The 13,422-nt window shown below is 48.4% G+C and carries 11 protein-coding genes; 9 read left to right on the forward strand and 2 right to left on the reverse strand.

Annotated elements, in window-relative coordinates; translation table 11 throughout:
* Positions 1 to 4: 4 nt before the first annotated feature.
* From nuoL to EHQ17_RS16700, 8 genes are all read left to right on the forward strand, one after another.
* Entirely contained in the window at positions 5 to 1,948 is a 1,944-nt protein-coding gene (gene nuoL, locus EHQ17_RS16665; protein ID WP_167881244.1) for an NADH-quinone oxidoreductase subunit L, read from the forward strand.
* A gap of 1 nt (position 1,949) precedes the next feature.
* Positions 1,950 to 3,632 carry an NADH-quinone oxidoreductase subunit M gene (locus EHQ17_RS16670; RefSeq protein ID WP_135589896.1) on the forward strand — a complete coding sequence of 561 codons (1,683 nt, stop codon included), beginning with the start codon at positions 1,950 to 1,952 and terminating at the stop codon, positions 3,630 to 3,632.
* On the forward strand, positions 3,629 to 5,101 hold the full coding sequence (locus EHQ17_RS16675; protein ID WP_135589895.1) for an NADH-quinone oxidoreductase subunit N: 1,473 nt from the start codon (positions 3,629 to 3,631) through the stop codon (positions 5,099 to 5,101). The genes EHQ17_RS16670 and EHQ17_RS16675 overlap by 4 nt, the downstream gene beginning before the upstream one ends.
* A gap of 825 nt (positions 5,102 to 5,926) precedes the next feature.
* A complete protein-coding gene (locus tag EHQ17_RS16680; protein ID WP_135589894.1) occupies positions 5,927 to 6,409 on the forward strand; it encodes a hypothetical protein in 483 nt (160 codons plus the stop codon).
* Positions 6,410 to 6,556: 147 nt separating this feature from the next.
* Complete coding sequence (locus EHQ17_RS16685; RefSeq protein ID WP_135589893.1) at positions 6,557 to 6,952, forward strand: TIGR04452 family lipoprotein; 396 nt, start codon at positions 6,557 to 6,559, stop codon at positions 6,950 to 6,952.
* 294 nt (positions 6,953 to 7,246) lie between these two features.
* Positions 7,247 to 7,957, forward strand: coding sequence for a sigma factor SigX-regulated lipoprotein (gene srp, locus EHQ17_RS16690; protein WP_135589892.1), 711 nt, complete (start codon positions 7,247 to 7,249; stop codon positions 7,955 to 7,957).
* Between the two features lie 158 nt (positions 7,958 to 8,115).
* On the forward strand, positions 8,116 to 9,252 hold the full coding sequence (locus EHQ17_RS16695) for a nitrilase-related carbon-nitrogen hydrolase (RefSeq protein WP_135589891.1): 1,137 nt from the start codon (positions 8,116 to 8,118) through the stop codon (positions 9,250 to 9,252).
* Between the two features lie 49 nt (positions 9,253 to 9,301).
* Complete coding sequence (locus EHQ17_RS16700) at positions 9,302 to 9,877, forward strand: DUF773 domain-containing protein (protein ID WP_135589890.1); 576 nt, start codon at positions 9,302 to 9,304, stop codon at positions 9,875 to 9,877.
* Positions 9,878 to 9,956: 79 nt separating this feature from the next.
* On the opposite strand, the gene EHQ17_RS16705 is transcribed toward EHQ17_RS16700, so the two are convergent.
* The gene (locus EHQ17_RS16705) at positions 9,957 to 10,949 is read right to left on the reverse strand and encodes an alpha/beta hydrolase (protein ID WP_135589889.1); all 993 of its coding nucleotides are present in this window, start codon (positions 10,947 to 10,949) and stop codon (positions 9,957 to 9,959) included.
* Between the two features lie 764 nt (positions 10,950 to 11,713).
* Between EHQ17_RS16705 and EHQ17_RS16710 the strand changes: the two genes are divergently transcribed.
* Positions 11,714 to 12,274 carry a DUF2878 family protein gene (locus EHQ17_RS16710; protein ID WP_135590292.1) on the forward strand — a complete coding sequence of 187 codons (561 nt, stop codon included), beginning with the start codon at positions 11,714 to 11,716 and terminating at the stop codon, positions 12,272 to 12,274.
* Positions 12,275 to 12,455: 181 nt separating this feature from the next.
* On the opposite strand, the gene thiL is transcribed toward EHQ17_RS16710, so the two are convergent.
* Positions 12,456 to 13,382 (reverse strand): thiamine-phosphate kinase, encoded by a 927-nt coding sequence (gene thiL, locus EHQ17_RS16715; RefSeq protein ID WP_167881243.1) that lies wholly within the window; start codon positions 13,380 to 13,382, stop codon positions 12,456 to 12,458.
* Positions 13,383 to 13,422: the final 40 nt, after the last annotated feature.

Below are 13,422 nucleotides of genomic sequence, written 5' to 3' on the forward strand. Positions count from 1 at the left end.
AAGAATGGAATTCTCTTCGTTAATACCTGCGTTAGTCGCTCTTCCCTTGGCGGGATTTTTAATTTCCGGGATTTTCGGTAACAGGCTGAAATCCGCGGCGGGATTCGTCTCCACGGGGGCGGTGTTTCTTTCTTTCCTTTTGGCGGTCGTTTCTTTGGCTGCGTTCCATCCTATGGAACGTTCCGTTCCTGAGATCGTGACAGTGTTTCCTTGGATTTCCGCGGGGGGAATCCAGATTTCGATCGCGTATCAAGTGGATCAACTTTCGCTTTATATGATTTTGATCATTACCGGAATCGGTTCTTTGATTCATCTATACAGCATCGCATATATGAAAGGCGATCCCGGTTATGCGCGTTACTTTGCGTATCTCAACCTGTTCGTCTTTTCCATGCTCAATCTGGTACTTGCAGAAAATCTAATTCTCCTTTTTCTCGGATGGGAGGGAGTGGGTCTTTGTTCGTATCTTTTGATCGGTTTCGACTATCATAAGGATTCGGCGGCCGACGCGGGGATGAAGGCGTTTATCACGAATCGGATCGGGGATTTGGGGATGCTCTTGGGAATCGCACTCGTGTTCTGGTATACTGGTTCGGTTTCTTTCGTGGAAATCACCGAGGCGATTCCGGAAACTCCCACGTTCCGTTACGTTTTACCTTTGGCGGCGTTTTGTTTTTTCATCGGAGCCATGGGAAAATCGGCGCAATTGCCGTTGCACGTTTGGCTTCCGGACGCGATGGCGGGTCCTACTCCCGTTTCCGCTTTGATTCACGCGGCAACGATGGTAACCGCTGGAATTTTTCTGATCGCAAGACTCAATCCCATCTTTTTATCCGCGCCGCAAGTAGGTCACTGGATCGCGGTCGTGGGATCGGTGACCGCGTTATTCGCCGCGACGATCGGGCTTTTTCAAAACGACATCAAAAAGGTCTTGGCTTATTCCACGGTTTCCCAACTCGGATATATGTTCGTCGCCATGGGAACGGGTGCATACGTGGCCGGCTTGTTTCATCTGATGACACACGCGTTCTTTAAGGCGCTTTTGTTTTTGGGATCCGGTTCGGTGATCCACGCGCTTCATCACGAACAGGACCTTCGCAACATGGGCGGTCTTAAAAATCATATGAGGATCACTTGGGTTACGTTCGTAATCGGTTCCCTCGCTATTTCCGGAATTCCCCCCTTTAGCGGATTCTTTTCAAAAGATCTAATATTAGAAAAAACGTATGCGTATGGAACCTTGTTTTACGGAATCGGGTTATTGACCGCGCTATTGACCGCGTTTTATATGTTCCGCACCGTTTATCTTACGTTTTACGGGAGTTCCCGCGTGGAAGGATCCAAGGCTTCTCATCTCCACGAATCCCCTGCGGTGATGACTATTCCGCTCGTTATTCTGGCGGTCGGCGCAGCGGTTACTGGATTTTTGGAGGTTCCGCATATCCTTTTCGGAGGGTCGAACGTACTTACCCGTTACTTCGCGCCGGTATTACAAAGAGGAACCGAAATTTCCTCGATGATCGTCAAACACTCGTTAGATGGGCACGCGTCTTCGGATCCATCGACGGAATGGATTTTATTGGCGGTCGGAGTTTCGGTCGGCGTCGCGGGAATTTTCGCGGCGGGGGTCGTGTTTCTACGAAACCGAAATATTCCCCGGGATGAAGAAAGCCTTACCGGGATCCAACGAATTCTTGCAAAAAAATATTACATCGACGAGTTTTATAAAAATTTCATCGTGGAACCGATCCTGTTATTGGGAAAATTTTTCGCGGATCACGTGGAAAGAAATTTCCTGGATTTCATGTTGCGTGGAACGGGACGGGTTGCGGTGGCAATCTCCCTCGTGTTGCGCAGGATTCAAACGGGCGTAGTGGTCGATTACGCGATTCTGATCGTTTTCGGGACGATCGTCATACTTTCCTTTTTCCTAATGAGGGGGCTATAACTTGGAATTCCCGCCGTTTATACTGAGCATTTTTTTATTTCTACCGCTCGCAGGCGTTCCGTTTTTATTTCTGTCGAATCGTGTCGTTTGGCTGCGGTTCGTCGCCGGGGCTTTCACCTTCGTACCGTTTTTGATCCTGGTAGGATTGTATTTCCGTTACGATCCTTCGAACGCTTCGCTTCAATTCGTGGATCGAGTCCGGGATCTGGTCGTGTCCGGAAATTTACGAGTGGATTATCATGTCGGTCTGGACGGATTCAGCTTGCTGCTCTGCGGAATGTCTTCCTTGCTGTTTTTTCTTTCCACGCTCGCGACCTGGTCGAGCATCACCAATCGAATCCGGGAATTTTACGTTTATCTAATGGTCGTCGAGATGAGCGTCCACGGGGTTTTTCTTTCGGGGAATCTCGTTCAGTTTTACATCTTTTGGGAAGCGATGGTCTCGCCGATGGTTTTGATGGTGGGAATTTGGGGAGAGGATCAGCGCGTTAAGGCAGCGATCAAATATCTGATCTTTTCGTTCACAGGTTCCGTGTTGATGCTTGCGGGAATTCTAATATTGTATTTTAAAACGGGAACCATCGTCATCGAGGAACTGTCCACCGGAGTTTTGCCCGAAATTCCGAAAAACATCCGTCTGTTTATGTTTTTTGCGTTCGTGTTGGCCTTTGCGATCAAGGTGCCTTTGTTTCCTGTTCATACTTGGATGCCCGACGTTCACTCGCAAGCGCCGACCGTGGGTTCGGTGGATCTTTCCGGAATTCTTCTTAAGATCGGATTGTACGGATTCGTTCGTCTTGCGATCCCGATTTTTCCGGAAGAAATGTTGGAATACAGGGAACTCCTCGGAGGACTTGCCGTCGCGGGAATTTTATACGGAGCCGTCATCGCGATGGCCCAGGAAAATTCCAAACGTGTGGTAGCGTTCTCTTCTTTGTCGCATATGAGTTTTTGTATGTTGGGAATTTTGAGTTTCACCGAGGAAGGAATGGCGGGCGGTTTGATTCAGATGATCAATCACGGATTTACGGCCGGAATGCTTTTCTTTATGTTAGGAATGTTGCATGAACGGATCGGGAACAACGAAATCGCGAAAGCCGGCGGGTTGTCCAAACTGCTTCCCGTATTTTCCGTGTTTTTCGCAATCGCTGTGTTTTCGTCCCTCGGCGTTCCCGGAACCAACGGGTTTATCGGGGAGTTTTTGATCATTCTCGGAAGTCTAAAGGCGAACTTCGTCTATGGCGCGTTAGCCGCAACCGGCGTCGTGTTCGCAGCGGGTTATCTTCTATTGTTCGCAAAACGGATGATCTTCGGAGAACCGACCAAACATCTCGTAGAGGTTCACGATCTGAGCGTCAAGGAATGGGCGATTCTCGTTCCTACGGTGATTATGATCTTTTGGATCGGAATTTATCCGAAGCCGTTTTTAGAAGTGTTAAAACCTTCGGTGAAAGTGGCGCTTAATTCGGCTTCGTTGCGAGTCATTCAAGATCGCGAAAAAAAGGAAAAGGACCTGAGCGAAAGACCTTTCGAACGGAAATACACTTCCTATAAAACTTTGGGAGAGGATCCCGACCGTTACGAGGAAAGATTGAAGGGATCTCCGAGCAAGTTCGCGCTTCCGGAATCGATCCGAAAAGGAAAGGAAGTCGCACCCGAAGAGGACGAGGAGGCGCGTCCATGAATATGATCCCGAATCTGCTCGATATATTTTCCGTGCTGCCCGCTCTGTTGTTGGCCGGAGGCGGAGTTGTTGTGATCTGTTTTTCGGTGTTGTTTAAGACGAAGGACTTCCTGATCGTACGGTATGTTTCCGGTTTCATTCTACTGATCGCGTTCGCGTCCGTGTTTTATACTGCGTTTCGATTTCCCGGGAACGGGGTTTATTTCGCCGGGCAGATCGAAAATTCGCTCCTGACTTTCTGGTTAAACCTGTTGTATGTTTCGATGGCGATCGGAACGGCCGCCGTAGCTCCGAGAATATTAAGAAATCATAAAATTGAATTTCCTGAATTTTATCCTCTGTTGTTGTTCGCCACGTCGGGAATGATGCTCATGACCGCCGCCCAGGATTTTATTCTCATATTTACCGCTCTCGAACTGATGAGCCTTTGTCTTTATATCCTGGTAGGTATCTCGAAAAACGACCATTTTTCCCTCGAGGCGACGTTGAAGTATTTTCTTCTCGGTAGTTTTTCGTCCGGTTTTATGTTGATGGGGATCGCGTTCCTTTTCGGAGGAAGCGGTTCCACGAATGTGTCCGCTTGTTTGCAGCCTTTATCCGTAGCGGGGTATCAGGGGAATTTTGCCAAGATAGGTTTGGTTTTATTTCTAACGGGAGTATCGTTTAAGATCGCTCTGTTTCCGTATCACGCTTGGACACCCGATGCGTATGAAGGCGCTCTGACTCCGGTTACCGGATATATGGCTACGGCGGCAAAGGCAGCGTCCATGGGACTTCTTCTTATATTGTATACGAAACTTCCCATCCGATTGGAGGATAGCGTTTGGGCTTGGCTCACGGGCATACTCGCGTTATGCTCTATGATCTACGGAAACCTGCTCGCATTAAAACAGGAAAATTTAAAACGAATGCTCGCGTATTCTTCGATCGCGCACGCGGGTTATATCGTCGCCGGGATTTCCGCGGGGATTCGGGAAGAGGTTCTGTTTTATCTGATCGTTTATTCGTTCATGAGTTTGGGAGCGTTCGCGATTCTTGCGTATCTCGAAGAGGGAACGAGGCAGGTCACTTTTTTTGCGGTTCAGTCCTTGTCCGGTGTCAAACCGTTGACCGCGATCGCGATCAATATTTTCTTTATGTCTTTGGCCGGTGTTCCTCCTTTCGGGGGATTTTGGGCGAAGCTGTTTCTCTTTCAAAAACTTGCGGAATCGGATTCGTTGATGAATCGAATTCTCCTCATCGGAGGTGTCACCAACTCCGCATTGGCGCTCTATTATTATTTAAGAATCGGAATCGCTACGTTTATGAGCAGTGACGAGGGAGAAATTTCGCGGAATCATTCCGCGCCGAAGAGCGTGGGCGTTATCGCGGTTGTTGTGGTTTGTTTTTTTATGGTGGCCCTCGGGTGGTTGTTGCTCGTTCCGGGAAATCTTTTGGCGATCGGCGCCGGTCAATCTTTGAGTTATTGAAGAGAGACGTTTTCGTCGGAGGTATTTTTGCGCCTCCTGCGCGCGCGTGTGTGCTGTTATGGTTTCGGCTTTTTTAGGATTGTTTTTTCGTTTCGGATCGAGTTGTTTTCGTAGTTCCGACCAATGTTTGTAAACGTGCGCAGGACCGAGCTCTTTCGCGACTTCGCGTTCGCTTCGGTCCGCTCGATGTTTCTCCGATTTTTGGATGTTTTTTTTGGGGGGGGTCGGAACTTCGTCCTTGGTACTTCGATCGGGACCGCGTTCCGCGTCGCTCCGATCTCTGGCGCGGTAGTTCCCGCACTTTCCTCACGCGGAAGGCTCCGTGAGAAAAACGTGGGAGTTCCCGCACTTTCCCCCGCGGAAGGCTCCGTGAGAAAAACGTGAGAGTTCCCGCACTTTCCTCCGCGGAAGGCTCCGTGTGAAAAACGCGGTAGTTCCCGCACTTCCACCGCGGAAGGCTCCGTGTGAAAAACGCGGTAGTTCCCGCACTTTCCCCACGCGGAAGGCTCCGTGTGAAAAACGCGGTAGTTCCCGCACTTCCACCGCGGAAGGCTCCGTGAGAAAAACGTGAGAGTTCCCACACTTCCCGCGCGGAAGGCTCCGTGAGAAAAACGTGAGAGTTCCCGCACTTTCCTCCGCGGAAGGCTCCTTGAGAAAAACGTGAGAGTTCCCGCACTTTCCCCGCGGAGCGAAGCCAGAGACGAATCACGAACCCTTCGAAATAAAAATCCGTTTTAAGAGGTTGTCAAGACGAACCGACCGCAAGAGTTTGTGAATTCATCGGAAACGGAGATCGGCAACGACCACGGATTCGAAGGAGGAACAATGGAAATCGAAATCGGAAAAGGATTGGGCGGGCTATACTTCGGAATGTCCATGGAGGACGTGACCGCGAAATTGGGAGAACCCGACGAAGTTTACGATTACGACTACGAAGGTTCCCTCTCCACAGGCTATGAGTATTTCGATCGCGAGACCGAATATGAGTTCGATCACGAAGAGGAGAAAAAACTCTATTCCATAACTAGCTCCGATCCTTCGATCCGACTTTACGGAAAACCGATCATCGGAGAATCCATCGAAACGATCCGGGCCATTCTATCACAAAACGGAATCGACGATTTGGAAGAAGACGACGAAAGCCACGAGGATCACGAAGAACACGATCACGACGAAGAGGAAAGCGCAGGGGTGACCGCTTTTTCCGACAAACTCAACGCGATCTTTCAATTCGAAGAAGACGAGCTCGTATTCTTCGGATTTAGTCCCTTGTTCAAGGACGATTCCATCGATTGGCCTAAGTATTAAAACAAACTGCCGCTACTACTGCGACGACTATCACTGCCGTTAACTAAAGCGCCGCTTCCGCAATCGGAGAAACTTTTTTTGAAAATTTTGTCCGGCTTCGTCTCGTTTCGGTATATTCTATTATAAATCCAACGGAACGTTTCGGACATGGAAATTCGCGGTATCTTCGCTCGCATTTTATTTTTGAGTGGAAGTTTTTACTTCCACCATTGCGCTTATTTAAACGTCAACGAAGGATTGGTTTCCGGAACGGAAGCGAAAGCCATCATATCGGATCGACTTCTACTCAACCAAACGATTTATCTCATAGGTTCGACCCAACCGGAGCCGATCCGCTCCAACGCGGTCGTCGGCCTGGGAATCACGATCCTCACCCCTGACCTCATAGGCATCGACGAGAAAAACATGTATCAAAAAGAAGCGGTGGAGGAATGCGCCGACCAGATTTTCTTCGTTTCCCTGATTTCCACACCTTTGTCGGCGTTCGTATGTAAAGCCACCGATCCTCCCTTAAGTATTCCTCTCATTAGTAGAAAATTATAAAATACTAATGTAATTAAATTTTTCTTCCTCGCGTCCGATTCCTGAAATTTCCGCGTTTCTGAGTATTGAAATCGTTCTCATTCCGGAATGGGGAAAACGGATTTTTTGCTTTTTTGAAAAAGTCGATCCGCTCTCTACGTAAGATTCCCGGTTTTCACCCACATTTTTCTTTCCTGATGGAGAAATTTCGCGCGTCATTTGCGCCGTTTCCTTTCCGAAATCGATTTTTTTACATCTTCGGCGGCGCAGATTCGAATCCGTTCCGTATTTAAAAACGATTTTCAGGAGGATGAAATGAATATAAAAAAAATGGCCCTAATGGGTTTGATCATCTTAGCGATCCAGTGCGGCTCTAAATCCGGAGACGGTTCTAAAGACGCTTTGACGTTACTCGCGCTTGCCGGCCAGGGGCAAAGTCCCGGCATCTCCGGCATTTATGCGTCCGTGATCGGAGGCGGCGGAGGCGGTGGCGGTGGAGCAGGCGCTCTGACTTCTTCGGGAGTTTCGTCTCCGTTTCAGCTTTTGGAACAAACCTATCCGTGTAAAAAGGGAGGAACTTTCGAAATCAAGGGAGACGTGGAAATCGTCGCTTTGACGACCATAGTTTATAACGGCGTAAACCAGATCTACAATTCCTGCTCGAGAACTATGCCTGTGCTCGGAACGGGAACCACAAGTTCCGTCGATATGACGATCAACGGAACTATCTTGATGGACGGAGAATCAACCACCACGGTCGATCCCGATTCCACTCTGCAGAATCCGAAATTTACGATGAATCAAGTGGCTCGTCTTCGATCCAGTTCCTACACCGTGAACGGTTTTACCTATCCTACCTTTGATCTTACGTTTACGAGAACCAATTCGAAAGTTTCCATCGAAAATATGGGGGACATCGAAAAGGCGACCATATCCGTATCCGAAACGGTGCTCGTAGTCGGTACGATCGGAGAAGAAGTCGTAAATTCCACCTTTACCTATAGCGCAAAATACGACGCGTTCTGATCGAAGACATCGAACGTTAGCCGGGAGAGTTCCTCCCGGTTTTTGCGAAACGTAAACCTTCCTTTCGAAAAATGATTTTTCGAGCGGGAGGTTTATCCGCGTTATTTTCGCGAAATAAGTGTTGAAGAAAATAATTTTCCGCGATCCTTGGACGCGAGGTGAACTCCGTGAAACGTTATTCGCTCTTTGCTCTGATCGTATTGATCGTGTCTTATATCCTTTGGTCCGTATCGGATCGAAATTCCGTTTATTCCATTTCGGAAACCCGTTTAGATCGGATCGTCTCGGAAGGGAAGGATCAAAAAAAAGGAAACCTATTGGGGATTTCGCCTTGGATGATTCCATCCGATTACTCGAGCGAAACCGCGTTTCGGGAAAAACTGGAATTTTATTTTCGAAAGGCGGAGGAAAAAGGTTGGCTCGACACGAAGACAGTCGCGGTTCTTCCCGAATATTTGGGAACTTGGCTCGTGGTCGCAAACGAAAAAAGTTCCGTATATCGTTCGGCCTCGATCGAGGAAGCGATGCAGACCTTGGTGCTTTCCAACTTGGGTTCGTTTACGGGAAACTTAGTCTCTGCAAAAGGAAAGGATAAGATTCGGGACGCGGTTTTTAGGATGAAAGCCGAAACGATGTTAACGATATACCGGAGGACATTTTCGAATCTTGCAAAACGTTACGGAATCACGATCGTAGCAGGATCCATTCTACTTCCCGAACCGACGGTCACCGAAGGAGTTTTGAAGATCGGAACGGGAGAACTGCGGAACGGTTCGTTCGTATTTTTCGCGGATGGGACCGTTTCCGGAAATTCTCCTCATAAACTTTATCCGATCGAAGAGGAGAAATCGTTCGTTTCGGGAGCTTCTCCCGAATCCTTACAGGCAGTAGAAACCCCGGTCGGAAACATAGGCGTTCTCGTGTGCGCAGATTCCTGGTATCCCGGCGTTTATAAAACATTCAAAAAACAGAATATAAAATACGTTTTGGTTCCGTCTTTCGTTTCGCCTAACGGAGCCATGAGCGGAATCTGGAAAGGATACAACGGCTCGGAAACTCCTAAGGACGTAAATCCGAAAGATATCGGCGTTATCACGGAAGGGAAGGCTTGGTTGAAATACGCGCTCGCGGGTAGAATGACGGATTCCGGCGCGAGTTACGGTATCAACGTTTTTTTACGGGGTTCTCTGTGGGATTTAGGAAGCGACGGAGAAACGATTCTCGTGCGAGGCGCGGATGTAAAAACCTTTCCGAAAAGCGAGTCGGGAAGCCTGGTAAACGTCTGGATCGATTAAATCGGAAATTATTTCTTGATAAGAGTTGTCGCTAAATTCTTTTTGATGTATGTCTAAGACCGAATTCGAAATCCTTCAAGAAACGTTTCTCGCAAAACAAAATGATACGACCTCAGGAAAGTGGTTCGGTTTGTATTCCTTAAATCTGAACGGGAAGCCGTTCGCCGCGTCCTATGAAGGACAGTTGGTTTTAAAACTCGGCGCCGAGACGATCTCCGCTTTGGTTTCCCGTTATCCCGGTTCTAAATTGTTCGATCCTTCGGGAATGAATCGGGCGATGAAGGATTGGCTTCAGATTCCCGAAGAGTTTTCCGGGGATTGGTTGGAACTCGCGCAAAAGGCGTTGGTGTTCGCTTCCTCCGGCGTCTTGCAGGCGGATACAAAGGCGAATGTAGGAAAGAAATTCTCCGAAACGTCTCGCAAAACAATCAGAAAAAAAAACTCCGCCGCGGCAAAGAAGAAGACGTTGCAAAAGAAAAAGTACGTTAACGTCCCGGTTTCGAAACCGAATTCGGGAACTGCGCCTAAAAAAAAGATCGGAATCGTTCCCAAAAAAAATGCGGGAACCGCGTCCAAACGGAAGGCCGTGAAAAAAAAGGCTGCTCCGAAAAAGAAAAGAAAATAAGAATTTTCTAAAGTTCCCGCGAACTTTCTTTTTTACGATTCGAAGTCGCGGGATCGAGGATAGAAACGGAGATTTCCGTTTAATTTTTTCGGGAGAAAACCTGAGAGAGGAAGGATTCCGTTTCTTTGAGAATCAGCTCTTTATCGCTTTTCATGTATTTCGATAAAAGCACGTGATTTCCCAGTTCCACTTTTACGGCCCTATTCAAAGGACTCGCTTTTCCGTTGTTTTGGATTCGATCGAATGCGTTTAACATCGATTTGACGGAAGCGGAAGAATCCTGTTCCTTTTCGTCTTTGTAAAAATACAAAAGGAGGACGGGGGAGGAAATTTTGGAAAAAGGATCCGTTCCTAAAATGAATTCCCGCAAATCGGACAGATTTTGAACGGCGGCGAGGTATTGATCCCGATACCAAAACCCGCTCGCAGGATCCCGTTTTTGCTCTTCCGTTGACTTACGGATTTTCCCCATCAAAAGATGCGCGAAGTCCTTGCCCCAGGAAAATTGATAAATACTTCCGAAAGGATTCGTAAAATCGTAAAAGGGAGAAGCTAAGATCAACGCTTGGACTTTATCCGGATATTTGGACGCGAGGTATGTGGCGATCAAACCTCCCATGCTCGTGCCGATGAGGATCGTTTTTTTTCCGAGTTTTTCCGATTCGAGAAATGCCGTTTCCGCATCCTGGAGAATGACGTCGAAGGTAGTATCGCGGTGATCTTCTACGTTCGTTCCGTGACCGGGCAAACGGAGGTAGTAAAGATTCGCCTTTAGATCTTTGGCGAGTTTGTCGGTCACTTCTTCTCCTTCCGCTCTCGAAGCGCCGAAACCGTGGATGTAGATAATCGATAGATCCGTTTGTCCGGGTAGAAAACGGATCAGTTTTTCTTCGTTTGCCGGACGCGCTTTTTTTTCGGCACTTAGTTTGAGTTTGTCACGGTAATACGAGTCAAAATCGGAGTGGAGTGAAACCGGCTTGTATTCGTAGGTAGGAGTTCCCGCATAAAAGGTGATCCCGAGAAATAGGGCCAATGCGGCCACAACCCCGAGGATCCATTTGAGTAACTTCATGTATCTATTCCCTCTCAGTTCGAATGGAACAATTCAATCGATTCGAACCCTTCCTGCAAGAAAAAAGTTTCCTAACAGAAAAGTACCTCCGTCGGAGGTATTTTTGCGCCTCCTGCGCGCTTGTATGTGCTGTTATGGTTTCGGCTTTTTTAGGATTGTTTTTTCGTTTCGGATCGAGTTGTTTTCGTAGTTCCGACCAATGTTTGTAAACGTGCGCAGGACCGAGCTCTTTCGCGACTCCGCGTTCGCTTCGGTCCGCTCGATGTTTCTCCGATTTTTGGATGTTTTTTTTGGGGGGTCGGAACTTCGTCCTTGGTACTTCGATCGGGACCGCGTTCCGCGTCGCTCCGATCTCTGGCGCGGTAGTTCCCGCACTTTCCCCGCGGAAGGCTCCGTGTGAAAAACGTGAGAGCTCCCGCACTTTCCTCCGCGGAAGGCTCCGTGAGAAAAACGTGAGAGTTCCCGCACTTTCCTCCGCGGAAGGCTCCGTGAGAAAAACGTGAGAGTTCCCGCACTTTCCCCGCGGAAGGCTCCGTGAGAAAGCGTGAGAGTTCCCACATTTTCCCCCGCGGAAGGCTCCGTGAGAAAAACGTGAGAGTTCCCGCACTTTCCCGCGCGGAAGGCTCCGTAAGAAAAACGTGAGAGTTCCCGCACTTTCCGCGCAAGAAAACAGATTGCCATTTCCGTAATCTTCTGTAACGATCGCTACGGAGCAGGGTGTTTCTCAGCCCTTCTTTACGAAAAATTCCCCGGAGAAATCGCTCATGTCATCGGCTCTTTTCAACTTAATACAGAATCCGAAAAAAATACTTCTGCTGGTCGTTTTCGGAGGAATCGGCTTGGCGGCTTGCGATCAGATTCACGTTCAATTCGACGTACTGAAATACTTTCACAAGGGGCCTTGGGGGCAGGCATGGTGGGTCGCTCCGCAATTCGTTCTTGCAACTTTCTTAATGTATGTCGGTGCCGTTCTGCTGAAAAAGGAAAAAGAGAATTTCGAAATTCGAAACCTCTTTTACGGAATTCTCTGGTTCGGAGGGGCGTATTTCGCGAGCGGGCTGTTTTCCACTCGTCCTTACTTTTTAGCGTTCTCATATTCGATCGTTTGGGTATTTCGAATTTTCGCGGCCCGAGAAAAAAGAACGTTAGTCGTCTTTTCCCTTCTTCTTGCGATTGCGGGCACAACGGTGGAAACTCTGATTTCGTACGCGGGTTTTTTCGCCTACAGTAAACCCGACGTATTTTTGGTTCCGATCTGGCTTCCGGGATTGTATCTTCACGGCGCGCCTTTGATCTGGAACTTGGTCGCCTGGACCAAAAAGTAAACGATCGAAAAGAATACGTTTTTTTAAAGACGACTAACGTATCACGTATTCGGATCTTATTGCGGGGATTCCCGCAAAATCTCGAAACGATCGTTTCGAGAAAACCGATTTCGTGATCTGCGACTATACGAGGTTCGAAAACGAAAGATCCGATTTTTTAGAGTTTGTTCGGACGGCTCGCCTAAAAGTGTTCGAAACCCAGGTCGGAAAAACTACGTTCGTCTCCCGCTTCCAAAAATATGACTCCGGAAGCCCGATCAACGGCCTCTCCGATTTTCGTAATCGGAATTTCGTCTAACGTGTTCGGAAGGATGTCGGGACTCAAAAAGAGAAGTTCCAATTCTTCTCCGGAGCCGAGGGCCTCTTCCAAGAGCAAAAACGGAGAGACGTCTTTCGGTACAGGTACGGATTTCAGATCGATTCGCAGGCCGACCTCGGAAGAAGCGGCAAGTTTCGGAAGATCCTGTAATAAACCGTCGGTCAAATCCATACATGCAGAAATTCTAAACTTCTTACGTAATTCCGACGCAAGTTCGAGTCTGGCCGTCGGGGTAAGATGTCGTTCCAATGCCTTGTTTCGAATCGGTTCCGGAACTTCGACCGATCGGCCGAGGATTTTGTAACCCAACCGGGAAAGTCCTACGGTGCCGGAAAGATAGAGATATTCTCCTTTTTTTCCGCCCGAACGTTTCCAGGGAGAGTTCGCAGTTCCGACCAGTGTGAGCGTAAGATTGAGGGTTGGAGAGCGATATGTGTCTCCTCCGCAGAGTAAAATTCCGTAGGAGGAAAGTCGGCTTTGGAGGGAGACGGCGAACGGCAAAAGCCATTCTTGTCCGGAACAGGATGGACTGAGTCCAAAGTTGAAGAAGGCCTTTGTAGGAACTCCCCCCGCAGCCGCGATGTCGGAAACATTGACCTCTACGAGTTTTCGGGCGATTTCGGAAGGGCCGCTCCAATCGAGTCTAAAATGGGTTCCTTCGCAGATCGTATCGGTCGTGTAGATCCGACCTTCCTTGGCGTCGAAATAACAGTCGTCCGTTTGAATGTTCGCCGTAGAATAGAGCGCACGGATGATTTCCGATTCTTTCAAATTCGAATTTTCCTTCAAAAACCTTGACTTTACCCGAGTTTCGACCAGTCTGAACGAC

Origin of the sequence: Leptospira gomenensis, assembly GCF_004770155.1 — a bacterium.
Lineage (GTDB): Bacteria > Spirochaetota > Leptospiria > Leptospirales > Leptospiraceae > Leptospira > Leptospira gomenensis.

Coding starts and splice junctions, on each gene's coding strand:
- EHQ17_RS16675 (WP_135589895.1), top strand. CDS start 3,629: ATGAATATGATCCCGAATCTGCTCGATATATTTTCCGTGCTGCCCGCT.
- EHQ17_RS16705 (WP_135589889.1), bottom strand. CDS start 10,949: ATGAAGTTACTCAAATGGATCCTCGGGGTTGTGGCCGCATTGGCCCTA.
- EHQ17_RS16680 (WP_135589894.1), top strand. CDS start 5,927: ATGGAAATCGAAATCGGAAAAGGATTGGGCGGGCTATACTTCGGAATG.
- EHQ17_RS16710 (WP_135590292.1), top strand. CDS start 11,714: ATGTCATCGGCTCTTTTCAACTTAATACAGAATCCGAAAAAAATACTT.
- srp (WP_135589892.1), top strand. CDS start 7,247: ATGAATATAAAAAAAATGGCCCTAATGGGTTTGATCATCTTAGCGATC.
- EHQ17_RS16685 (WP_135589893.1), top strand. CDS start 6,557: ATGGAAATTCGCGGTATCTTCGCTCGCATTTTATTTTTGAGTGGAAGT.
- EHQ17_RS16700 (WP_135589890.1), top strand. CDS start 9,302: ATGTCTAAGACCGAATTCGAAATCCTTCAAGAAACGTTTCTCGCAAAA.
- nuoL (WP_167881244.1), top strand. CDS start 5: ATGGAATTCTCTTCGTTAATACCTGCGTTAGTCGCTCTTCCCTTGGCG.